Source organism: Lactobacillus delbrueckii subsp. jakobsenii ZN7a-9 = DSM 26046, assembly GCF_001888925.1.
Taxonomy (GTDB): domain Bacteria; phylum Bacillota; class Bacilli; order Lactobacillales; family Lactobacillaceae; genus Lactobacillus; species Lactobacillus delbrueckii.
In genome coordinates this window covers 996,671-1,018,516 of the sequence record NZ_CP018218.1, presented here as the reverse complement: position 1 = coordinate 1,018,516, position 21,846 = coordinate 996,671, and the positions used below count along the sequence as shown (strand labels likewise).

At 52.3% G+C, this 21,846-nt stretch carries 21 protein-coding genes and 1 pseudogene; 3 read left to right on the top strand and 19 right to left on the bottom strand.

From position 1 onward, the window contains the following. Nucleotides 1-84: 84 nt before the first annotated feature. On the bottom strand, nt 85-1,956 hold the full coding sequence (typA, locus tag LJ046_RS05280) for a translational GTPase TypA (RefSeq protein ID WP_035176664.1): 1,872 nt from the start codon (nt 1,954-1,956) through the stop codon (nt 85-87). Between the two features lie 220 nt (nt 1,957-2,176). On the opposite strand from typA, the gene def reads away from it, so the two are divergent. From def to rnjA, 3 genes are all read left to right on the top strand, one after another. Next, nucleotides 2,177-2,731 (top strand): peptide deformylase, encoded by a 555-nt coding sequence (def, locus tag LJ046_RS05275; protein WP_002879096.1) that lies wholly within the window; start codon nt 2,177-2,179, stop codon nt 2,729-2,731. A 178-nt stretch (nt 2,732-2,909) separates the two neighbouring features. Next, the gene (locus LJ046_RS05270) at nt 2,910-3,143 is read left to right on the top strand and encodes a DNA-dependent RNA polymerase subunit epsilon (RefSeq protein WP_002879098.1); all 234 of its coding nucleotides are present in this window, start codon (nt 2,910-2,912) and stop codon (nt 3,141-3,143) included. Beyond that, the gene (gene rnjA, locus LJ046_RS05265; protein WP_002879100.1) at nt 3,133-4,812 is read left to right on the top strand and encodes a ribonuclease J1; all 1,680 of its coding nucleotides are present in this window, start codon (nt 3,133-3,135) and stop codon (nt 4,810-4,812) included. The genes LJ046_RS05270 and rnjA overlap by 11 nt, the downstream gene beginning before the upstream one ends. Nucleotides 4,813-4,883: 71 nt before the next feature. Here the strand turns inward: rnjA and LJ046_RS05260 are convergent. From LJ046_RS05260 to LJ046_RS05175, 18 genes and pseudogenes are all read right to left on the bottom strand, one after another. Beyond that, nucleotides 4,884-5,182: pseudogene (locus tag LJ046_RS05260) on the bottom strand (pyridine nucleotide-disulfide oxidoreductase); the annotation flags it as partial. A 95-nt stretch (nt 5,183-5,277) separates the two neighbouring features. After that, nucleotides 5,278-7,668, bottom strand: a complete 2,391-nt coding sequence (gene recD2 / locus LJ046_RS05255; RefSeq protein WP_002879101.1) for an SF1B family DNA helicase RecD2 — start codon at nt 7,666-7,668, stop codon at nt 5,278-5,280. 13 nt (nt 7,669-7,681) lie between these two features. Next, the gene (locus tag LJ046_RS05250; RefSeq protein ID WP_002879102.1) at nt 7,682-8,335 is read right to left on the bottom strand and encodes a tetratricopeptide repeat protein; all 654 of its coding nucleotides are present in this window, start codon (nt 8,333-8,335) and stop codon (nt 7,682-7,684) included. Further along, a complete protein-coding gene (locus LJ046_RS05245; RefSeq protein WP_002879104.1) occupies nt 8,335-8,994 on the bottom strand; it encodes a histidine phosphatase family protein in 660 nt (219 codons plus the stop codon). Before LJ046_RS05245 ends, LJ046_RS05250 begins: the two co-directional genes overlap by 1 nt. Nucleotides 8,995-9,093: 99 nt before the next feature. Next, entirely contained in the window at nt 9,094-10,221 is a 1,128-nt protein-coding gene (gene mnmA, locus LJ046_RS05240) for a tRNA 2-thiouridine(34) synthase MnmA (RefSeq protein WP_002879109.1), read from the bottom strand. Between the two features lie 4 nt (nt 10,222-10,225). After that, nucleotides 10,226-10,567 (bottom strand): DUF1831 domain-containing protein, encoded by a 342-nt coding sequence (locus tag LJ046_RS05235; RefSeq protein ID WP_002879114.1) that lies wholly within the window; start codon nt 10,565-10,567, stop codon nt 10,226-10,228. A gap of 54 nt (nt 10,568-10,621) precedes the next feature. Next, on the bottom strand, nt 10,622-11,785 hold the full coding sequence (locus tag LJ046_RS05230; protein WP_002879115.1) for a cysteine desulfurase family protein: 1,164 nt from the start codon (nt 11,783-11,785) through the stop codon (nt 10,622-10,624). Then, nucleotides 11,785-12,483, bottom strand: a complete 699-nt coding sequence (locus tag LJ046_RS05225; RefSeq protein WP_002879117.1) for a 5'-methylthioadenosine/adenosylhomocysteine nucleosidase — start codon at nt 12,481-12,483, stop codon at nt 11,785-11,787. The genes LJ046_RS05230 and LJ046_RS05225 overlap by 1 nt, the downstream gene beginning before the upstream one ends. Before the next feature lie 19 nt (nt 12,484-12,502). Beyond that, nucleotides 12,503-12,721: a hypothetical protein gene (locus LJ046_RS05220; RefSeq protein WP_002879119.1), complete on the bottom strand. Its 219-nt coding sequence runs from the start codon at nt 12,719-12,721 to the stop codon at nt 12,503-12,505. Between the two features lie 3 nt (nt 12,722-12,724). Beyond that, entirely contained in the window at nt 12,725-13,282 is a 558-nt protein-coding gene (locus tag LJ046_RS05215) for an NUDIX hydrolase (RefSeq protein ID WP_002879120.1), read from the bottom strand. A gap of 15 nt (nt 13,283-13,297) precedes the next feature. Next, nucleotides 13,298-13,507 (bottom strand): cold-shock protein, encoded by a 210-nt coding sequence (locus tag LJ046_RS05210; RefSeq protein ID WP_002879123.1) that lies wholly within the window; start codon nt 13,505-13,507, stop codon nt 13,298-13,300. Next, a complete protein-coding gene (gene ileS / locus LJ046_RS05205) occupies nt 13,507-16,302 on the bottom strand; it encodes an isoleucine--tRNA ligase (RefSeq protein WP_002879124.1) in 2,796 nt (931 codons plus the stop codon). Before ileS ends, LJ046_RS05210 begins: the two co-directional genes overlap by 1 nt. 315 nt (nt 16,303-16,617) lie before the next feature. Then, complete coding sequence (locus LJ046_RS05200; protein ID WP_002879125.1) at nt 16,618-17,415, bottom strand: YlmH family RNA-binding protein; 798 nt, start codon at nt 17,413-17,415, stop codon at nt 16,618-16,620. Next, nucleotides 17,415-17,717, bottom strand: coding sequence for a YggT family protein (locus LJ046_RS05195; protein ID WP_002879126.1), 303 nt, complete (start codon nt 17,715-17,717; stop codon nt 17,415-17,417). The genes LJ046_RS05200 and LJ046_RS05195 overlap by 1 nt, the downstream gene beginning before the upstream one ends. Next, nucleotides 17,717-18,163: a cell division protein SepF gene (locus LJ046_RS05190; RefSeq protein ID WP_002879127.1), complete on the bottom strand. Its 447-nt coding sequence runs from the start codon at nt 18,161-18,163 to the stop codon at nt 17,717-17,719. The genes LJ046_RS05195 and LJ046_RS05190 overlap by 1 nt, the downstream gene beginning before the upstream one ends. A 14-nt stretch (nt 18,164-18,177) precedes the next feature. Further along, on the bottom strand, nt 18,178-19,536 hold the full coding sequence (gene ftsZ, locus LJ046_RS05185; protein WP_004560510.1) for a cell division protein FtsZ: 1,359 nt from the start codon (nt 19,534-19,536) through the stop codon (nt 18,178-18,180). A 15-nt stretch (nt 19,537-19,551) separates the two neighbouring features. Then, entirely contained in the window at nt 19,552-20,934 is a 1,383-nt protein-coding gene (gene ftsA / locus LJ046_RS05180) for a cell division protein FtsA (RefSeq protein WP_035176666.1), read from the bottom strand. A 58-nt stretch (nt 20,935-20,992) separates the two neighbouring features. Further along, complete coding sequence (locus LJ046_RS05175) at nt 20,993-21,838, bottom strand: cell division protein FtsQ/DivIB (protein ID WP_035176669.1); 846 nt, start codon at nt 21,836-21,838, stop codon at nt 20,993-20,995. Nucleotides 21,839-21,846: the final 8 nt, after the last annotated feature.

Sequence of the window (21,846 nt, the reverse complement as noted above, 5' to 3'; positions counted from 1 at the left end):
AAAATAATCGTCGCTTTTCATTATAAAACAAAAAAGCCCCTCCTCCTATAAGTAGGGGGGAGAGACTTACCAAAAAACTAACAATTAGTTGGTCTTGGCCTTCTTCTTGTCAAACTTTTGCCGTTCTGAAGTGTTCAAGATCTTCTTCCGCAGGCGCAGGCTTTCTGGAGTTACTTCACAGTATTCGTCATCGTTCAAGAATTCGATTGATTCTTCCAAAGTCAAAGTCTTTGGCGTTCTGATGGCCGCAGCGTGGTCCTTACCGGAAGCACGGGTGTTGGTTAGGTTCTTGCCCTTGGTTACGTTAACAGCGATGTCACGGTCACGGGAAGATACACCAACGATCATTCCTTCGTAAACTTGCACGCCGGCACCGATGAAGAGCTGGCCGCGTTGTTCAACTGACTGCAGGGAGTAAGTAGTTGACTGCCCCTGGTTGATGGAAACCAAAGCACCGTTGCGCCGGCCTGGGTTCCAGTTCTTAACGACTGGCTTGTATTCGCTGAAAGTGTGGTTCATGATCCCGTAACCACCAGTTGCGGACATGAATTCGTTGTTGTAGCCGATCAAGCCACGGGAAGGAACTGAGAATTCCAACCGGGTCTGGCCGTTGCCCTTGGAAACCATGTTCTGCATTTCACCCTTGCGTTGGGACAAGCCGTCGATAACTGAGCCGACATATTCGTCCGGCACGTCAACTTGGACAGCTTCATATGGTTCGCACATTTGCCCGTCAACTTCCCGGTAGATAACCTTTGGCCGGGACAGTTGCAGTTCGAAGCCTTCCCGGCGCATTTCTTCAACCAGGATGGACAAGTGCAGTTCCCCACGGCCTGAAACAGTCCAGGCGTTTAATTGGTCAGTTGGTTCAACCTTCAGGGAAACGTCAGTCCGGGTTTGCCGCAAAAGCCGTTCTTCCAGCTTGGCTGGAGTAACCTGGCTGCCTTCCCGGCCAGCAAATGGTGAGTCGTTGGCCACGAAGTCCATTTGCAGAGTCGGCGGGTCAATCCGCAGAATTGGCAAGGCTTCTGGTTTTTCCTTGGAAGCAATGGTTTCACCGACGAAGATGTCGTTGATCCCACTGATGGCGATAATGTCGCCTGCCTTGGCTTCCTTGATTTCGTTTCTCTTCAAACCGAAGTAACCAAAAAGCTTGGTCACGCGGAAGTTTTGCTTGGAGCCGTCAAGCTTCATGACAGTAACTTCGTCGCCGACCTTGATCTTGCCCCGGTAAACGCGACCGACGCCGATCCGGCCAACGTAGTCGTCCCAATCAAGCATGGTAATTTGGAACTGCAAAGGTTCGTCTTCGTTGTCAAGCGGAGCCGGAATGGTCTTGATGACCGTATCGAAGACCGGGTCCATGGTTTCTTCCTGGTCAGCCGGGTCGTCTGAGTAGCTGGAAGTACCATTCAAGGCAGAAGCGTAAACAACTGGGAATTCAAGCTGTTCGTCGTTGGCGCCAAGTTCGATGAAGAGTTCCAGAACTTCATCCAGAACTTCAGCTGGACGGGAACCAGGACGGTCGATCTTGTTCACGACAACAACTGGCTTAACGCCGGCTTCCAGCGCCTTTTGCAAAACAAAGCGGGTCTGCGGCATTGGGCCTTCGTAAGCGTCGACCAGAAGCAGGACACCGTCAACCATGTGCATGATCCGTTCAACTTCCCCACCGAAGTCGGCGTGGCCTGGGGTGTCCAGGATGTTGATGGTCGTACCCTTGTATCTGACCGCGGTGTTCTTTGACAGAATCGTGATCCCACGTTCACGTTCAATGGCGTTGGAGTCCATTGCCCGGTCTTCCAGGTTCATGTGTTCTGGTAAAGTGTCTGACTGCTTAAGCAGCTGGTTAACCAGGGTAGTCTTACCGTGGTCGACGTGCGCGATGATCGCGATGTTTCTGATGTTTTCTCTTCTCTTTTGATCTGCCAAAAATGTTTCCTCCCCGTTCCTCATAAAAAGAACTGTGACAAAAGCACAGTTCCCTTTAGCCTTAGATAGCAGGCTGGCCGAAGTAATATTTATACTTTTTTACAATCATCTATTGTACAACCACTCTTGGGCCTGGTCAACAAATTTGCTTTAGTTTACATAAGCTTTTCAGAGAATGTTTAACCATAGCAGGCCTTTTTGTGGTAAAAATATATTAGCGATTATTTTAAAAGGAGAACCCACATTGATCTTAATGAAAGATATTGTCCGCGACGGGGATCCCGTTTTGCGGCAAGTTGCGCAAAAATTGACTTTTCCCTTGTCAGACCACTACCGCAAGCTGGCCGATGACATGATGGAATACCTGGTAAACTCACAAGATCCAAAGATTGCCGCCAAGCACCAGCTCCGCGCCGGGGTCGGTCTGGCTGCCCCGCAGGTTGGTGAGGGCGTGTCTATGGCTGCCCTGCTTGTGCCGGACGACAAGGGTGAAATCATCTTTAAGGAAGTTTACGTTAACCCGGAAATCATTTCTGAATCCGTCCGCAAGACCTGCCTGGGCGAAGGCGAAGGCTGCCTGAGCGTTGACAAGGTCATCGACGGCTACGTTCCGCGGCCAAACAAGGTTACGGTTCACTACTGGACCGTTGACGGCGAGGAAAAGACCATCCGCCTCAAGGGCTACCCAGCCATCGTCTCCGGCCACGAAATCGACCACTTGAACGGACACCTCTTCTACGACCGGATCAACAAGGAAAACCCATTTGCCCTGGATGAAGACACCATCGTCATCTACTAGGCTCAATAGTCCAAGCCATCCCGCTTCGTCCTGGCTTGGGCTTTTTTGCCTCCTTAGATCAAGTATGTTTCTATACTTGCTTTTCTAATTATGCTAAACTTTAATTAGCTATTGAGTATTTTTGGCAAAATTTCTCAAACAGAGATCAAATTACAATTAAACAATAAGGAGATTTTTTATGATCTACAAAGTTTTATATCAAAAGGACAAGATCGTTAACCCACGCAGAGAAACGACTCAGACTCTCTACATGGAAGCCGACAACATTGTCCAAGCCAGAGCCCTCGTTGAACAAAACACCCCCTACAACATTGAGCTCATCCAAGAATTAACCGGCAACTCCTTGAAGTACGAACAAGAACACGCTGACTTCAAGCTGACTGCCTTTGGACAAACTAACAGTGAAGATTAAGCAAAACGAAGTAGCCGTTTTCGCGATCGGGGGATTACACGAAATCGGCCGTAACATGTACTGTGTCCAGTACCAAGACGAAATCGTCATCATGGACTGCGGCATCAAGTTCCCGGAAGATGATCTGCTGGGGATCAACTATGTTATCTCCGACTACTCTTACTTGGTCAAGAACCGAGAGAAGATCAAGGCCCTGGTTGTCAGCCACGGCCACGAAGACCACATCGGCGGGATTCCCTTCCTGCTGGAAAAGATTCCGGAAATTCCAGTCTACGCCACGCCTTTTGCCCTGGCCTTGATCAAGAGCAAGTGTGAAGAACACGGGATCCTGGACCGGACCGAGCTGCATGAAGAGCACGAAGACACGGTTTTGACTTTTGACAAGCTGAAGGTGACCTTCTTCAGAACCACCCACTCAATCCCCGACACTTTGGGGATTGCCGTCCACACTCCGCTGGGCGCGGTCGTCTTTACTGGCGACTTTAAGTTCGACTTGACCCCGGTCATGAACCAGCCGGCCCCTAACTTCCAGAGAATGGCCCATCTGGGCGAAGAAGGCGTTTTGGCCCTCTTGAGTGACTCAACCAACGCCGAAGTGCCGCAGTTTACCAAGTCTGAACGCTTCGTTGCCAGCTCTTTGCACAACATCATCACCGGCATTGAAGGCCGGATCATCTTTGCCACTTTCGCTTCCAACCTTTACCGGGTGTCAACCGCCATTCAAGCCGCGATCGACACCGGCCGCAAGGTGGCGATTTTTGGCCGGAGCATGGAGAACGGGATCCAAAACGGGATCGACCTGGGCTATCTGGATGTGCCGGAAGGCTTGATTGTCGATGCTGAAGCAATCAACTCCCTGCCGCCAGAAAAGGTCATGCTCCTCTGTACCGGTTCCCAGGGTGAGCCCCTGGCTGCCCTCTCCCGGATTGCCAACGGCACCCACCGGCAGATCAAGTTGAAGCCGCATGACACTGTGATCTTCTCTTCCAACCCGATTCCAGGCAACACCCTGAGCGTTAACCAGCTGATCAACAAGCTGATGGAAGGCGGGGCCAACGTGGTCCACGGCCGGGTCAACAATGTCCACACTTCCGGCCACGGCGGCCAGGAAGAACTGAAGCTGATGGTCGAACTGACCAAGCCGAAGTACATGATCCCGGTGCACGGTGAATACCGGATGCAGGTTGTCCACGCCCACCTGGCCCAGCAAGCAGGCGTGCCGGCAGAGAACACTTTCGTCTTGAAGAACGGTGAAGTGGTCTGCTTCAGCCCTGAAGGGGCCAGAATCGCCGGCGACATCCACGTCAAGGACGTCTTCGTCGACACTTCCGGTGCTGCTGATGTCGGCAACATCGTGGTCCGCGACCGGCAGATCCTGTCTGAAGAAGGGCTGGTAGTAGCCGTAGCCACGGTTGACTACAAGCACAAGCAGGTTTTGGCAGGCCCTGACATCCTCAGCCGGGGCTTTGTCTACATGCGTGAATCCCAGGACTTGATCAACGCGGCCCAGAAGCTCGTCTACCATGTCTTGAAGACGGAAATGGCCAAGAGCGACAAGCCTAAGGACAGCGAAATTCGCAAGGCGATCATCGAGAGCCTGCAGGACTTCCTATACTCCCGGACTGAAAGACGGCCAATGATTCTGCCAATGCTGGTCGAAAAGAAATAAAGCTTGATAGCAAAAAAGAACTCCGAAAGGAGTTCTTTTTTTATTGCTTGAAGAGGCCTCGCTCATGATCGGGTGGGTGTAGATTCTTGCGCCAGCATCTGGTAGCTTTTCTCCCGCAACTGGGCCATCATCTCATTTTTGCCAGCGACTGCTTCCGAAAAATCGCTACCGGCTGCCCCTTCCAAAATCAGGCGCTTGACCCTGGTGGCCATGCGATGTTGATGCAGGTGCCCCCGTACATCTTGGCTGACTTTTCCGCCAGGAGGACTTCTTCGCCCTGCTAGCCCAGGAACTTGGCCAGGGCCTTGCCCCCCTTGCCAAAACCTATGATGATCTTTTTGACTGTCTTCTTTGTTTCTTTTTCTGTCATTTTTTACCAAACTTTCTCAAAGGCTAACTAACTTATTTTTTGGGCAAAAAAGAAAGACCAAGCTAAGTGGTCTTTCTGTCAAAAATCTTATTAAGTTAGGCTCCTGGCCCCTTGGTCCGGACGATTTCTGCCAGGTTCTTACATCCCTGAACCAGGTCCTCCATGCCAACCATGGGGGAAATCTCCGCCCGGCTGATCCGGGCCCCGGTCAAGATGTAATCTTCGGCTTTTTCTTCTTTATCCAGAGTATTCTCTGTATAGTCACTACTCTCTTGCTTACTTTGTTCTTCTGGCTTAAAGCGGTCCTTCAAGAGCCAGACCAGGTTGGTCCGCCGCTCATTGCCCTTGACCCGCATGGCCTGGGCAAAAGCCTGCTCTTCTCCGACCATGACAAGCTTCTGGGAAGCCCGGGTGATGGCCGTATACAAAAGATTGCGCTTGAGCATGATATAGTTCTGCATGGTTAAGCAGAGAATGACCAAAGGAAATTCTGACCCCTGGGACTTGTGGATGGTGATGGCATAAGCCCGGGTCAGATTATTCAAGTCTGCCTGCGTGTAAGCCACTTCTTTGCCGTCAAAATTGACCAAAAGCTTGACTTCGTCATCCTCGTCTTCCAGCATTTCCGGGTCAACGGCTACGACCTTTCCAATCTCGCCGTTGTAGATCCCCCGCTCCGGGTCATTTTGCAGCTGCAGGACCCGGTCATGCAGGCGGAAGTTCTCACCATGGGCCTCAACTGCTTTATCATTGCCCTTTTCCGGGTTGATCACCCGCTGGAGGGTGTCATTCAAACTGTTGATCCCCCCGTCGCCCCGGTACATAGCCCCCAGAACCTGGATGTCGTCAGCCGCAAAGCCACTCTTTAAGGCTGCCTGGGTGATTTGCTCGACGGCGCTAGGCACGGCATGGGGCTGACAAGGAATAAAGGAGTAGCTGGCCGTCTTTTGCAAGAGAACAGCCGGGTTGGCTCCTTCGTTGACCGCGTGGGCCAGGGGAATGATCGTTGAATCGTCCTTTTGCCGGTGGACCACCTGCAACTGGCAGGTCGGAATGAAGTCCGCCTCGATCAAGTCAGCGAAAACCTTCCCCGCCCCGACGGATGGCAATTGGTCCTTGTCACCGACAAAGACCAGGTGGTGAATATTGCTAATGGCGCTGAGCAGCTTTTCAAAGAGGTAGATGTCGACCATGGACATTTCGTCGACGATCAAGATCTCCCCTTCCAAATCATTCAGCTCCATTTCCTCGCTGTTGTCGATCCCCAGGCCCAAGAGGCGGTGGATGGTCTTGGCCGGATAGCCGGTGACTTCCCCCATCCGCTTGGCTGCCCGGCCGGTTGGCGCGGCCAGGAGAATCGCTTCTTCAGCTTCTTCTTCGTCCATGTCGACCAGGTCCTTTAAGACCAGCAAGATCCCGTCAATGATGGTCGTCTTCCCGCTCCCGGGTCCCCCAGTCAGGATGGAGACCGGACTGGTTACCGCGTTTTTGATGGCCTGCTTTTGCTCAGGGTCATAGCTGATCCCCAGCTTCCTTTCGGCCCGCTTGATGGCCTGGTCCAAGTCCTTTTCCCGGTAGTCCGCTTCCTTGCCCTTGGCTAAAAGGTCTTCCAGGTCGGTCACGATCTCGCTTTCCACTTGAAATGGGGCCAGCAGGCTGGCCCGGCCTTTTTCCACGACGACCTTCTTCTTGTCCTGCAGGTCGTTAACTGCTTCTGCCAGGCGGTCAAAATTTATATTTGTCAGTTCCTTGGCGGCTGGCAAAAGTTCTTCCAGTTCCAGGTAGGTTTCCCCCTCCATGGTCAAGGCCTGGAGCAAAACCGCCAGGATACTGCCATCAGCCCGCTCCAGACTGTCAAGGGCAATTCCGAAGCCAATTCCCAAGTGGTCGGCCTGCTTGAAGGAATAGCCGGTCACTTCGCCTAAAGGCAGGTAGGGATCGGCCTGCAGCTTTTTCAAGGTCTGGTCATGGTACTTCTGGTAAAGGCGGCCGGCCACCTTGCGGGGAATCCCGTAACTGGCCAAAGTCATAGCCAGGTCGTCAAAGGAATCCATCTGGGCCAGGCCGGACAAGAGGCTGTCTTTTTGCTTTTGGGAAAGATCCAGCTTGGCGATCAAGGCTGGATCAGCCTGCAAGCTCTTTAAGCCCCCACTGCCCAGCTGGTCAACGATTTTTTCCGCCGTCTTGGGCCCGATGCCAGGGAACTTGTCAGAAGACAGGTACTTGACCACCCCGCCAGTCTCTTTCGGCAGGGCCGGCTGGCAGCCAGTCGCTTGAAACTGCAAGCCGTACTTGGGGTGGGTGACCAAGTCACCGGTAAAGTTGTATTCCTGGCCAAGCTCCAGGTCCCCGAATGTCCCCGTCACCTTGATTTCATCATCGTCATAGCCGGCCAGAGGCTGACTTACGGCGACCAGCAAGATCTTGTACATGTTTTGCGCGTTTTCATAAATAACGCTCTTTACTTCACCGCTAAACTCGGTCATTTCCCGCTCCTTATTATTCTTTCCCAGCCCCTGCCTTTCCCTGGCTCAGCAGCTTCAGCAGGGACTCATACTGGTCTTTGGCTTTTTGGTAATATTTGGGATCCTGCTTTTTGGACTTGGCAAAAAATTCTTCCGCCTGCTCCCGGTCCTGGCTGAAATAAGTGAGGCCCAGCAAAAAGTTCAGCTTGCTGCTTCTCTGCCCTTCAGCAATTTCCAGGTAGCTGGCCCGGGCTGCTTCCAGCTCTCCTAAAGCCAGCCAGATGTCCCCGATGAGCTCTTTTACCCGGTCGTCACTTTCTTTGATCGATAGGGCATAAGCCAGGGCCTTCTGGCTCTGGCCCAGCTTGAGGTAGACCAGGGCCTTTTGGTACATGGTCATGTCATCATCCGGAATCTGGGCCAAGCGGGCCAGGGCCTGATCAAAGTCGCCCAGGGCGTAGTCACAAACCGCCAGGTCATAGACCAAGGCCTGGGGATCTTCCGCGATCCCCCGGGCCTTGGTCAAGAGCTCCCGGGCTTGCTCAGCGCTGCCCTGGTCCAGGAGGTAAGTGGCCAGCTGCAGGTAGTTGGCAGTTTCCCGGGGATTATGGTCGATTTTCTCAATCAAGGCATGAATCGCCTGGTCGACTTTTCCTTCTTCATAAAGCTGATTGATCTTCTGATCCATTACAAACCATCCGTTTCTGACATCTTGTGCTCTAAAGGAGTAACGTCTGACCACTTGACCAGCTTGAAGGCAGGGCCCTTTTCCTGGCTTGCCAAGACTGAAACGCTGGTATTGTAGATAACCCCGTTTTGTCTGAGATTGGCCAGGTCATAGCCTAAAAGCGCCCCCATGATGGCTGATAGAACTGCCCCGTGGCTGACCACCAGGACCTTGTCGCTGTCTTTGGGGTATTTTTCGGCCATTTCCCGGCCGAAATCCAGCCCCCTGGCCATGGCATGCTCATAGCTTTCCCCCTCTACGACAGTATTGTCGTATTTGTCCGGGTGATGCCAAAAATTGTCGATTTCCTGGGGATAGAGCTTTTCCGCCTCAGCGTACTTCATTCCTTCTAGCTTGCCCAGGTTCATTTCCCGCAAACGTTCATCGATGTGTAAGGGCAGGCGGATCCCGGCCGCGCCAATCAGACCTTGGGCAGTCATTCTCGCCCGGTCCAGGGGGCTGGCGTAAACCGCCTTAAAATGCTTCCCTTGTAAATAACGTCCCAGCTTCTCAATGTCGGCCAAACTTTCCGGCAATAATTTTGAATCGCCTTGCCCGCCCTGGAAACGCTGCTCCAGGTTCCACTGTGTCTTGCCATGTCTTACAAAATATATTTCCATGATTTTTATCGCCTCTCGTAACTATCACTATTTATTATAGCAAAAGACGGCCCCGCTAAACACGAACAAGGCCAAGTCCGCCGGGACTTGGCCTTGCCGTTAAACTAATTGCAGCTTTTTGTCATCCTTGAAGGCAGCGTCAATGTTTCCGCCGCCCAGGCATTCCTCGCCATTATATAAAACCAAAGCCTGGCCCGGGGTAACTGCTCGGGCTGGTTCGTCAAAGTAGACATCAGCAGTCTTGCTGGCTGCGTGGTACTTGACCGTAACGCCAACATCGCACTGCCGGTAGCGGAACTTGGCGGTTGCCTTGAATTCCGTGTCCTCCTCAGGGTTGCCGGTAAAGAAAGTCATGCCGGAAGCCTGCAGGCGGTCAGCGTAAAGGCGGGGGCTGTCATAGCCCTGCTCCACGATCAGCTGGTTCTTTTCCAGGTCCTTGCCCACGACAAACCAGGGAGCGGTTGACTCCTTGGTTGAACCCAGGCCCAGGCCCTGCCGCTGACCGATCGTATAGTACATGAGACCGGCATGATGACCGACAACCTTCCCGTCCGGGGTTACCATGTCCCCGCCTTGGGCTGGCAGGAATTCGCTGAGGAAGTGCTTGAAGTTTCTTTCCCCAATGAAGCAGATGCCAGTTGAGTCCTTCTTCTTGGCGTTGACCAGGCCGGCTTCTTCGGCAATCCGCCGCACTTCCGTCTTGGTCAGGTCTTGCAGGGGGAACATGACCCGCTTGATCTGCTCTTGGGTCAATTGACTCAGGAAGTAAGTCTGGTCCTTGTTGCCGTCCTTTGGCCGCATCATGTGGGTTACCCCGTTTTCATCGACCATGGTCTTGGCATAGTGGCCCATGGCCAGGTAGTCCGCGTCCAGGTCCAGGGCATATTCCAGGAAGGACTTGAACTTGATTTCGGTGTTACACATGATGTCGGGGTTAGGCGTGCGCCCAGCCTTGTATTCCTTCAAAAAGTACTGGAAGACCCGCTCCCAGTATTCTTTTTCGAAGTTGATCGAATAGTAAGGGATGCCGATCTTGTCGGCTACCTTTTTAACGTCTTCGTAGTCTTCAGTTGCCGTGCAGACACCATCATCATTGGTGTCGTCCCAGTTCTTCATAAAAACGCCGACGACGTCGTAGCCCTGCTGCTTGAGCAAGAGGGCCGAAACTGAGGAGTCAACCCCGCCGCTCATGCCGACAACGACTCTGATCTTGCTATTGTCAACCATTAAATCAATCCTTCACTTCGCTTAAAATCTTCCGCTCCTCCAGGTCCTTCAAGATGTAGTCCAAAAGTTCAACCGTCGGAGCCAGCTGCTTGTTTTTAAAAAGGTTTACCTTCTTCAGGCCGCTTGGATCCGTAACGACCATAGTCAAGCTGGTCAAGTCGCTCTTGATGGTCATCTTCAGCTTGGTTGTCGCGTTGTAAGGCGATTCGTTGTAAAGCGGGTGCTCATAGACAAAGTTGCCCCGGGGGGTCTTCTGGAAGCCGGCGTCAATCAACGCATACAGCTTCACGTCTGGGTTAAGCATAAACTTCCGCTTGTCGCCATTGATCATCACAGTATTAGCCATAAAGTAAAACCTCGCTTATTAATTGTAAGTACATTCCCTTAAAAAAGCAACTATTTAGTCTTCCCGCTTCCGGTCTTGCAGCTTGCGGGCCACCTTCACCAGGGCAGCCGCGAAAGCTTCCACTTCTTCAACCGTGTTGTAGCGGCCAAAAGAAATCCTGATCGATTCGCTGACCTTTGGTGAATCCTGGCCAAACATGGCCGTCAAAACGTGGGACGGGGTCAGGCTACCGGCCGTGCAGGCCGACCCGCCTGAAACAGCGAAGCCAGCCAGGTCCAGGTTGGCCAAAAGGACATAAGTGGACAAACCGTTTAAACGGAGATTCAAGACATGGTGGGAAACCAAACCGGTCAAGGGGCTGTTGACCTCATAGGCCACCCCGCTCTCATCCAGCCGGCTCAAGATGATCTTCTGGAAATCAGTGTATTTGGCCTGCAGGTCAGCCTTGCTTTCTGCCTGAACTTCCGCTACAGCCTGGCCAAAGCCGGCAATCCCCGGCACGTTTTCCGTACCAGCCCGCCGCTTCAGTTCCTGGTCGCCGCCGTAAATCCGGTTTGGCAGACGGATCCCGTCTCTTTCATACAGGAAGCCCAGGAATTTCGGCCCGTTGATCTTGTGGGCTGAAGTCGACATAAAGTCGATTCCCATTTCTTCCACGTCCAGGTCAATGTTGCCCAGGCCCTGGACAGCGTCAACATGGAAGAAGGCCTGGCTGTCTTTGACGATTTGGCCGATATCCTTGAGGGGGTTGATGCTGCCGACTTCGTTGTTGACAGCCATGACTGAGACCAGAATCGTGTCTGGTCTGATAGCCTCGCGGAGCTGGTCAAGGGAAATATGCCCGTCTCTGTCCACGTCCAGGTAGGTCACCTCATAGCCCAGCTCCTCCAGGTGCTGCATGGACTTTAAAACTGATTCATGTTCGATCTTGGTCGTAATCAAGTGCCGGCCAACTGCTTTTTGCATTTCCGCCACGCCAAAAATTACCGTATTGTTGCTTTCAGAACCGCCGGAGGTAAAAATAATCTCCTGGTCTTTGGCATTGATTGCCTGGGCGATGGTGTGCCGGGCCGTTTCCACGCTGTTGCGGGCCTTCCGGCCCAGGGTGTGGGTGCTGGAGGCATTGCCGAAGTCATTGGCCATTTCATCCGTGATCACGTCAATGACGGTCGGTGACATGGGCGTGGTTGCCGCGTTGTCAAGATATACCTGCTTCATTAAAAATCATTCTCCCTTAAGTATTCCACGATCAGTTCTGCCGCCTGGGCACCGACCTTTCTGACAAAGGCTGCAAAATCGTTGTCAGCATCTTCATCCCCATTGTCGGAGATGGCCCGCAAGGCAATCAGCGGAACGTTAAAGTGGTAGGCCACTTGGGCAAAGGCTGCCCCCTCCATTTCCACGCACATGGCGGTTGGGAAATTGCCCAGAATTTCGTCTTTTTGTGCCTGAGAGGAGATGAAGGAATCCCCGGTCACGACCAAGCCTTCCTTGTAGGCCACGCCCTTTTTGCCCAAAAAGTCCTTGAACTTGTCTCTTTCCGCGCAGTCCAGCTTAAAGCGGGCCGGTTCCTGCGGGATCTGTCCTTCGACATAGTTGCCTGCTGAAGTGTTGTGGGCATCGTGGTAGGCGAATTCGCTTGGTAAAACCAGGTCCATCCGCTGAACTTCTTTTTGCAAGGACCCTGCCGACCCGGTCATGATGACCAGGTCGATCTTTTCCTTGGCCAGGAGGCTGGTCAGGTTCATGGCCGCCTGGACCTTGCCGATTCCGGTCAAGCCCAGGTAAAGATCGTTGCCGGCAACGGAAAAATGTTCGAATTCCGTTGAACCGAACATTTCTTTTTTACCTGAGGAAAAGTATTGATGATAAAATCCAGCTTCTTCAGCCATTGGAACAACGATTGCAATTTTCATCGGTAATCCTCAATTCAGTTTAAAATTTCAATAAAATCACCCAAACCAGGATGATCAAGAGACACACGACCAGGATAGCAAAATTCAGCCTTTTTTTCAGGCTTTCTGCCTTTAAGGTCTTCTGGTCCTGGTCCTGCTTAAAAGCAGGAAAAGCAGCTGAATCAGCTGCTTCCTGTCTATTTGCCTTTTCTGCTTGCTCTGCCTGGCGGCGGCGGTAATCGGAACGTTTTTCTGTCATAGTCTAACCTTCTGAACCGGTCAGCAGCATGTTTTCCCATACGGAAATAGCATAAATGGTCTTTGCGTCGACAATTTTGCCCTCTGTCAACAGGTTCTTTAACTCTTCAAGGCTGTACCATTCTGCCGTCAAAAATTCATCCTCGTCCAGGTCCAGTTTGTTAGCCACTGGGCTGAGCGTGTCACAGTAGAAAAGGTGCAGCTTTTCATTGGAAAATCCTGGTGAAGTGTAGAATTCGGCAACCTTTTCCCAGTATTCGGCTTTCAGGCCGCCTTCTTCATTTAACTCCCGCTTCATTGCATCCAAGGGACTCACGTCGCTAGCATCAATCATTCCAGCTGGAATTTCGAGAGTCAGTTGCTTGATCGCTTCCCGCCATTGCGTAACCAGGAGCATCTTCTTTTCATCGTTGATGCAGATGGCCGCGGCAGCAGGCCGGTGGTCGACCAGCTCTCTGGAGGCGGTTTTCCCGTTTGGCAGCATCACGGTTTCAACATGCAGGTTGATGAAGCCGCCGTGGAAAGCCTCCTTCGTTGAAATTTCAGTTTCCTTTAAATCCATATGTCATTCCTTTGCTTAGTCTTTGGCCAAGTAAACGTTGATGCACTGCAGTCCGTGTTTACCCTGGGCAAGCTGGTATCTCACCCGCTGGCCGACTTCAAGCCTCTTATAGCCCTCCTCCTTGATGGCAGTATAAAAGACAAAATATAATTTGTGATTTTGGTCGTCTTCGATAAAGCCGAAACTTGCTTTTTCGGCAAATTGTTTTACAAGTCCGGTTCGCATTAGTCTTCCAGGCCTTCTTCAAGTATTTCCGGGTGGTCGCCGACCACGATAGATGCGCAGCGGCCGCACAGTTGCGGCAAACGGCTGTCAGCGCCCAGGTCAGTCCGGTACATCCGGCAGCGTGGGCAGACTTCGCCTTCGGCCCGGCGGACAAGTACGCTGGCCTGGTCAAATTGCTTGGCTTCAGCCGGTACTTCCCCTTGGCCCATGACCAGGTTGGACACGATCAAGATTTCCCGGAAGTCTTCCCCAGCCAGCTTGTCCAAGGCAGCCTTGGCTGCTTCGCCTGGGTAAACCGTTACGCTGGCTTCAAAGGACTTCCCGATCAGCTTTTGGTCCCGGGCTTCTTCCAGAGCCTTCAAAACATCGTCGCGGAGCTTCATGAATTCGCCCCAGCTTTCCTTCAAGTCGTCAGCGTCAGCGTAGTCTTCGATTTCAGGGAAGTTGGACAGGTAGACGTCTTCTTCCTTTTCCTTCAAGTAGCCCCAAACTTCGCCCATGGTGTGCGGCAAAATTGGTGCCAGGATCTTGGCCAGCTTGACAGCGGCATCGTAGATCACCGTCTGCATTGACCGGCGGGCGTGGCTGTCCTTGCCTTCGATGTAAAGGACATCCTTGGCAAAGTCCAGGTAGAAGGCGGACAGGTCGTTGGTGATGAACTTGAAGACCAGCTTGTAGACGTCAGCGAAGTCATACTTGTCGTAGTTGACAATGCTTTCGGCAACTAAGTCGTTAAGCTTGACTTCCAGGTACTGGTCGATCTTGCGCAGGTCCTTGTAAGCTACCCGGTCCTTTTCCGGATCAAAGTCAGCCGTGTTGGCCAGCATGTAGCGGAAGGTGTTTCTGATCTTCCGGTAGCCTTCTGAAACCTGGCGCAGGATGTCCATTGACACGCCGACGTCGCCGGAAGCGTCAACGGAAGCAACCCAGAGGCGGATGATTTCGGCCCCCATTTGCTTGATGACATCGTTAGGAGCGATCGTGTTGCCCAATGACTTGGACATCTTCCGTCCTTGCCCGTCCAAAGTAAAGCCTTGAGACAGGACTGACTTGTAAGGAGCTACCCCGTTGGTAGCCACGCTGGTGATCAAACTGGAGTTGAACCAGCCCCGGTATTGGTCACTGCCTTCCAGGTACATGGAAGTCGGGTAGTGAACGTCTCTGCCCAGAGCTTGGACCCCGCTCCAGGATGACCCGGAGTCAAACCAAACGTCCAGGATGTCAGTTTCCTTGGTGAACTTGCCATTTGGTGAGTGTTCTGAAGTAAAGCCTTCTGGCAAAAGTTCTTCAACCGGGTGGGTGAACCAGGCGTTGGAGCCTTCCTTGGCAAAGAGGTCAGCCACGTGTTCGATGGTTTCATGCGTCACGATGGCGGTGCCGTCTTCAGCGTAGAAGATTGGCAAAGGCACGCCCCAGGCACGTTGGCGGGAAATTACCCAGTCGCCCCGGTCCTTGATCATGTTGTAAAGGCGGGTCTTGCCCCAGGCCGGGTAAAAGGTGGTCTTTTCAATCTGGTCCAGGATCTGGTCTCTGAACTTGGAGATTGAGGCAAACCATTGCGTGGTTGCCCGGTAGACTACCGGCTTCTTGGTCCGCCAGTCGTGAGCGGCGGAGTGGACAAAGGTGCTGTAGTGCAAAAGGTTGCCGGCAGCCGCCAGCTTGTCCTTGACGATTTCGTTGGTGTCAGTGTAGAACTTGCCCACCAGGTCCGGGTCAGGGATTTCTTCAGTGAAGCAGCCCTTGTTGTCCATTGGGGACAAAATGTCAAAGCCGTAGCGCATGGCAGCGTTGTAGTCGTCTTCACCAAAGCCGGAAGCGGTGTGGACCAGGCCGGTACCATCATCGTCAGTAACGTAGACAGCTTCCATCAAAAGGCTGTCGCGGCCTTCGATGTAAGGGTGCTTGGCCACCATGTATTCCATGTCCGTCCCCTTAAGGTGCTGAACAGTCTTGTAGCTGTCCCAGCCCAAGATTTCGGCTACGGCGCTCAAGCGGTCAGTACCGACAACGTAACGGCGGTCGCCAACTTCAACAACTGAGTAGTCAAACTTCGGGTTAACGGCAATCCCTTGGTTGGAAGGAATAGTCCATGGCGTGGTCGTCCAGATCAGGAAGTAGGTGTTTTCTTCACTCAGCTTGCCCTTGCCGTCCTTGACCGGGAAGGAAACGTAAATTGATGGTGATTCCACGTCGTGGTATTCGACTTCGGCTTCCGCCAAAGTTGATTCACTGGACCAGGACCAGTAAACCGGCTTCTTGCCTTGGTAGATGTAGCCATTTTCGTACATCTTGCCGAAGATCCGGATTTCTGCGGCTTCAAATTCCGGCAAAAGGGTGATGTAAGGGTGGTCCCAGTCGCCCATAACGCCCAGGCGCTTGAAGTCGGTCCGCTGCTTTTCAACCTGCTCCATGGCAAACTTCCGGCACAATTCCCGGTAAGCAGCCCGGTCCATGGTCTTGCGGTCAACGCCCAGCTTGGTCAATTGCTGCTCAATTGGCAGGCCGTGGGTATCCCAGCCCGGAACGTAAGGAGCGTAGTAGCCTTCCATGTTCTTGCTCCGGACGATGATGTCCTTGGTGATCTTGTTCAAGGCGTGGCCCATGTGAATGTTTCCGTTGGCAAATGGCGGTCCGTCGTGAAGGTCAAATCTTTCATGGCCTTCGTTAAGCTTCAAGCGTCTTTCATAAAACTTCTGGTCTTCCCAGTTCTTTTCCCATTCTGCTTCCCGCTTGGGCAGGTTGCCCCGCATTGGGAACTTGGTCTTGCCCAGGTTCAGTGTATCCTTAACTCGCATATAAAAAATCCTTTCGCTAAAATAAAAAGCCTCATCCTAAAATAGGACGAGACTATCGTGGTACCACCTAAATTGAGCCCCGAAGAGCCCCACTCCTGCTGGCTTATCGTGCCGGCCCCCGCTCAGACCAATCGGCAGCTGATCGCTCGCCGGCTTGTGTTAATCTTCCACCATCATTAACTCGCTAAGGTCGCCTTTAAGCAGGACTGTCAGTCTGATTTATTAATCGTAATTATGTAAGAGATAAAAAACAATAAAAAGTTCTCTATCTACAGTAAAAGAGTTTAAGGCATCAACCAGCCCTTTGTCAAATATTTATTGCCTTTTTGCTGGCCAAAACTGGCCTTCCACCCGCAGGCGGCCTTTTTTGCTGGGCTGGACAGACAAGAACTTGACCCGGCCAAAGCGGCGCAGGCTCAAGATGTCGCCAACTTTCAGCGGGCTTTCACCTTTTTCTTCTTCATGCCAGTTTAAGCGGACCTCGCCGGCCTCCAGGGCCTCTTTAACCTGGCTGCGGGACTTATTGCTTAGAGCCGCTAAAACCGCGTCCAGGCGCATGGAGGAAGCTACAGCGGTAATGATCTCGGAATTGTCTTCTGCTTCCAGCCGGTCTTTTAAGGGCTTCTCTTCCAGGCGGACCTTGACTGGCCCCATCCGGTCGATTTGACTGGCAAAAAAGCCAGCCAGTTCTTTTTCCGCGAAAAACTGCCACCGGCCTTGCCCGTCCGTGATGATGTCGCCAAAAGTATCTGTTTTTACCCCGGAATTGGCCAGGCTGCCCAGAATCTGGCTGTGGCGGAGACTGGCAAATTTCTGCGGGTATTCAATTTCAAAAAGCTGAACGTGGTAGTCATCTGGGCGCAGGTTCTCCCATTCCAGGCTGATGTAGAACCGGCACTTTTCCGCTTCTTCATAGCCGCCAAAAGCCTGCACGATGGCTTCCTCGCCGGCGATCGTCTCCATGATCTGCCTTTGCCGGGGGTCCAGGAAGTCCGTCAAAAAGGCCTGGCCGGTAAACAAAAGGCGATTAAAAAGACCAACAAATTGGTCAATTGTTGGTCTTTCTTCAATTGCAAAATATGGGTAAAAGCTGCTGGCCTGGCGCTTGTCCATCACAGGAAGATCCTCCCTAAAATGCTAAAGAGCCAGCCCAAGGCAACGCTTTGGACAAAGTAGATCACAAACAGTGCAATCATTGGTGAAATGTCGATGCCAGTCGCGTAGATCAAGCGCAGGATCGGCCCCTGCCGGAAAAGGTTGACGAAGGGGTTGACGATCCGGTCGATCCAGCGGCCGGCCGCTGATTCGCTGATGGCCGGAATCCAAGACATAAAGGCATCAATAATGATCAAGAGGCTGTAAGCTTCACAGATGAAGTAGAGCAGCCGGTACAAAAAAACCAAAAATGTTTGCATTAACCTAAAGTATCTTTCTTATCAAGCAGTTCAGTGATCTTACCGTCAGTTTCAAACTTCGGCGGAGTAGCCAGGAAGATCTTGTCGCCGACGCGCTGGATTTCACCATTGAGGGCGTAAACTGTCCCGGTGATGAAGTCGACTACCCGGCGGGCAGAAGCGTCGTCCATCCGGCTGAAGTTGATGATGATCGCCCTTTGGTTGAGCAAGTTCTGGGCTACTTCCTTAGCGTCAGAATATACCCGCGGTTCGTAAAGGACGATCTTGCTTGGCCCGCTGCCAGCCTGGCCGGCCTTAATGGACACGACATTGCTGTCACGGCTGTTAGTTGGCCGGTTGCTATTTTGCATTTCTTCTTGTTCGTCGTAATGTTCCTCGTAGGCGTCTCTTTCCTCATAGGAATCGTCGTCGCCGAAGCCGAAAAAGTCCTTAAATTTGTTATTCATTTACTCTGCCTCCTTTACCGGTCCCGGCGGTGCTTGAAGAACGGAATATCGTCGTCATCATCGTCGTCGTAATCGGTGTTGATGTCAATTTGGGAAATGGCGCTGCTTGGGTCAGCATCCGAAGCCGCTTCCTTTTCTTCAGCCTGCCGCTTTTGTTCTTCCGGGTTTTGCCGTCTTGAGTAGTCATCGTCGTTGAGGCCCCAAACGCTGATCGGGTCTATCATGGCTGGCTTCTCTTCCTTGACCGGGCTGGTCGGCTTAGCTGCTTCAGCTTGAACTGGCGCTTCTTGTACTGGAGCAGCTGGAGCAGCTTCTTCCGGAGTCAAGATCTTAGGCGCAGCTGGCTTTTCTCTAGGCGCACTCACTTGGTGGCCGCGGCCTGGCAATTGCTTGGAAGCAGCTGCTTCAGCTTCGTCATCAATCCCGGTAGCGATCACCGTAACCACGACTTCATCGCCCAGGTTAGGGTTGATGGCCGTACCGAAGATGATGTTGACATCTTCGCCGGCAGCCGTTGAAACGATTTCTGAAGCATCCTGAGCTTCAAACAGGGTCAAGTCTGGACCGCCAGTGATGTTCAAGAGGACCTGCTTGGCCCCGTCGATGGAAACTTCCAAAAGCGGTGAGGAAATCGCCATCTTGGTTGCTTCCACCGTCCGGTTTTCACCGCTGGCCCGGCCGATCCCCATCAAGGCTGCCCCCTGGTTTTCCATGACCGTCTTGACGTCAGCAAAGTCCAGGTTCACGTAGTCAGTTGAAGTGATCAAGTCGGAAATGCCCTGGACACCCTGCTTGAGGACGTTGTCGGCTTCCTTGAATGCTTCCATCATCGGTGTCTTCTTGTCAACGATTTCCAAAAGCCGGTTGTTGGCAACGATGACCAGGGTGTCAACGTATTCCTTCAGCTTGGCAATTCCCTCAGCGGCGTTCTTGGACCGCTTAGGGCCTTCAAAGCTGAATGGACGGGTAACCACCCCAACCGTCAAAGCACCGGTTTCCCGGGCAATTTTGGCGATTACCGGGGCTGCCCCGGTACCAGTACCACCGCCCATGCCGGCAGTGATGAAAATCATGTCGGCACCCTTAAGTGCGTCCTCAATCGTTTCTTCGCTTTCTTCAGCGGCCTTTTGCCCGGTTTCAGGATGTGAACCTGCCCCCAAGCCCCTGGTCAGTTTCGGCCCCAGCTGAATCTTAACTTCAGCGTTGTTGCTGTTCAAAGCCTGTACATCAGTGTTGGCCGCGATAAAAGAGACGCCTTGAACGCCGTCTTCAATCATCCGGTTGACGGCATTGCCGCCTGCCCCGCCAACGCCAATTACTTTGATAACTGCGTTGTTGTTGTCATCTGAATCAAAAGTAAAATCCAAAGCCATCTACGTTTACCACCCTTAATCAAAGAACTTTCTGAGAAATGCAGCTAAGCCCTTGTTTTTATTTTCGTTATTATTAGTCTTTTCTTCATGCCGGGTTTCAGTGTCTACTTCCCCATCAGGCTTAGTCTTATTATAAGCTAATTCAGTATTATTTTCAGCTTTCTTCGTCACTCTTTTAGCATTTTTTTGACTATTTCCGGCACTGGTCGGCCGCTCGTTTGAAGCAAGAGCTGAATCATGATAAATCACGGTGTTGGCCAGGTAGCCGATATCGCTCAGGTTGTTGGCATAGTTGACGATCCCGTAGGCCACTGAATAAACCGGATTGCGCAGGCCAATCTGGGCTGGCTGGTAGATCTTGGCCTTAACGTCATAGTCAGCCGCTACCAGGTCATCAATCCCGGCCAAAAGAGCGCTGCCCCCGGTAATAATAACCCCGGCCGGCAAAGACAGGGCATCATGGTTGTAAAGGCCCCGGCCCACCCGGTGCAGGATCTGCTGCAGACGGGCATTGATGATCTCACTGAGATACTTCTCGCTGACCAGGTTGTTTTCGTCCTTGCCTACAGCCTTGACCGCGAATTTTTCATTTTCTGAAGCCAGGTCCGGGTCGGCATAGCCATAATCCCGCTTCAAAGCTTCAGCATCGCTCATTGTCGTTGACAAAACCACGGAAATGTCGTGGGTAATGTCGGCCGCCCCCTTCAAGTCGACGGTAGCGTACTTGATCTGGCCATCGCGGATGACCGTGGCGGTCGTGCTGCCGCCGCCCATGTCCAGCAGAATTGCCCCGAAGGTTCTCTCTGCCTCATCCAGGGCTACGCTGGAAAAAGCCATCGGTGCCGGAACAAAGAAGTTGTTCTGGATGCCAGCGTGCTTTAAGACCGTGTTGATGTTGTGAATCTCCGCTGACGGCGCCGTCATTACCAGCCCCTGGACGAGAAGGGAGCGGGCAATCATGGTCCGCGGGTCGTCAACGTCCTTTTCCCCGTCGATCAAAAAGCGGCTGGGGAAGAAGGCCACTGCCTGCCGGTCCTTTTTCTTGGCAGCCTTGATAGCCGCGTACATGACCCGCTGGACGTCTTCATTAGCGACTTCCTTGCCTGAATCAGAAATATTGACCAGGCCGGTTGTACTTTCCATCTGCAGCATGCTGACTGGCAAGGCAGTCACTACCCGGTTGATCTTGCTATTGGTCTTCTCACTGACCTGCTGGATAGCATTTTTGACAGATTCAGCAACTTGATCGATATCAACGATCTTGCCATGCCGCATCCCCCGCGTAGGAGCGGCAACTGCCCCGTAAACCTGCAGCTCTTGATGAGCGGCGTCGGCAACAACGACTTTGATGCTCGTGGTCCCAATGTCCAAACCAACTAACAAAGTTGAATTATCCAAGTTCCCTTACCCCAATTCTAATATATAGATAATATCATAATTATTTAAAGATACAAAATTAAGACAAGCCGTAAGCCTTTTTTTCCGCGCTAGTCAAAGGGTGGGTAAAGGCACCGACTTCCATGTCAATGACACTGTTGGTTGTCAAATCCTGTTTAATCGAGTTATAGTACTTAACCTTGGATTTTATCGTCTCAGTGTTGCCGATTATCACATTGCCATCTTTCATGACCAGAACCATCTGGGTTTTGCGCCTGGTATTGCCAGACAGCATCTTGACCTGCTTTTTGAAATATTCAGGAAAAGAGTTAAAAATTTTAAGGTTGGTCTTCAAGGCCACCTGCTTGCTGTAGCCGATAAAAAGCGGCTTGTCATGGTCGACCTCGCTCCAGGCCAGGCTCTTGGTGCCCAGTTCCCCGTTGGCGAGAAATTTCCGGTAGCTGGACCCGTCTTTAATATAGCCGATCACTTTCCGCTCATGCACCTGCATGTTCAAGGTGTTCAGCCCCTTGACCGATAAAGTGACCGAAGCCACTTCAGGGTATTTAGCGGCCAGCTTCTTGCTGATCTTCTTCTGCCCCCGCAAGGCATCAACGACCTTGTCAGAAGCCTTGATCTGGGCTACTTCAACCATGCTTTTGCCATCCAGGTCATCAGCTCCGAGCACCCTGACCGTTGATACGTCGGCTAAAGGCGAGACGTAGTAGGTTAAAAAAGCGATAGCCAAAAGGCAGACGGCCATGATCGAACCCAGCCGGGTAAGCAGGCCCCGCCGGCGTTCTTTCTTAAGCGAAGTAAGCTGGCTCGACAATTTGCGTGTTTCCTGCCCCTGGCCAGATTCGTGGCGTAAGAATTTAGAGAGCTCCTCTTCTGGGTCTCTGCGGGTTATCCGTTTGCGAGCCATTGCTTCCT

Coding starts and splice junctions, on each gene's coding strand:
- typA (WP_035176664.1), bottom strand. CDS start 1,956: ATGAGGAACGGGGAGGAAACATTTTTGGCAGATCAAAAGAGAAGAGAA.
- LJ046_RS05270 (WP_002879098.1), top strand. CDS start 2,910: ATGATCTACAAAGTTTTATATCAAAAGGACAAGATCGTTAACCCACGC.
- recD2 (WP_002879101.1), bottom strand. CDS start 7,668: ATGACCGAGTTTAGCGGTGAAGTAAAGAGCGTTATTTATGAAAACGCG.
- LJ046_RS05250 (WP_002879102.1), bottom strand. CDS start 8,335: ATGGATCAGAAGATCAATCAGCTTTATGAAGAAGGAAAAGTCGACCAG.
- LJ046_RS05245 (WP_002879104.1), bottom strand. CDS start 8,994: ATGGAAATATATTTTGTAAGACATGGCAAGACACAGTGGAACCTGGAG.
- mnmA (WP_002879109.1), bottom strand. CDS start 10,221: ATGGTTGACAATAGCAAGATCAGAGTCGTTGTCGGCATGAGCGGCGGG.
- LJ046_RS05235 (WP_002879114.1), bottom strand. CDS start 10,567: ATGGCTAATACTGTGATGATCAATGGCGACAAGCGGAAGTTTATGCTT.
- LJ046_RS05230 (WP_002879115.1), bottom strand. CDS start 11,785: ATGAAGCAGGTATATCTTGACAACGCGGCAACCACGCCCATGTCACCG.
- LJ046_RS05225 (WP_002879117.1), bottom strand. CDS start 12,483: ATGAAAATTGCAATCGTTGTTCCAATGGCTGAAGAAGCTGGATTTTAT.
- LJ046_RS05220 (WP_002879119.1), bottom strand. CDS start 12,721: ATGACAGAAAAACGTTCCGATTACCGCCGCCGCCAGGCAGAGCAAGCA.
- LJ046_RS05215 (WP_002879120.1), bottom strand. CDS start 13,282: ATGGATTTAAAGGAAACTGAAATTTCAACGAAGGAGGCTTTCCACGGC.
- LJ046_RS05210 (WP_002879123.1), bottom strand. CDS start 13,507: ATGCGAACCGGACTTGTAAAACAATTTGCCGAAAAAGCAAGTTTCGGC.
- ileS (WP_002879124.1), bottom strand. CDS start 16,302: ATGCGAGTTAAGGATACACTGAACCTGGGCAAGACCAAGTTCCCAATG.
- LJ046_RS05200 (WP_002879125.1), bottom strand. CDS start 17,415: ATGGACAAGCGCCAGGCCAGCAGCTTTTACCCATATTTTGCAATTGAA.
- LJ046_RS05195 (WP_002879126.1), bottom strand. CDS start 17,717: ATGCAAACATTTTTGGTTTTTTTGTACCGGCTGCTCTACTTCATCTGT.
- LJ046_RS05190 (WP_002879127.1), bottom strand. CDS start 18,163: ATGAATAACAAATTTAAGGACTTTTTCGGCTTCGGCGACGACGATTCC.
- ftsZ (WP_004560510.1), bottom strand. CDS start 19,536: ATGGCTTTGGATTTTACTTTTGATTCAGATGACAACAACAACGCAGTT.
- LJ046_RS05175 (WP_035176669.1), bottom strand. CDS start 21,838: ATGGCTCGCAAACGGATAACCCGCAGAGACCCAGAAGAGGAGCTCTCT.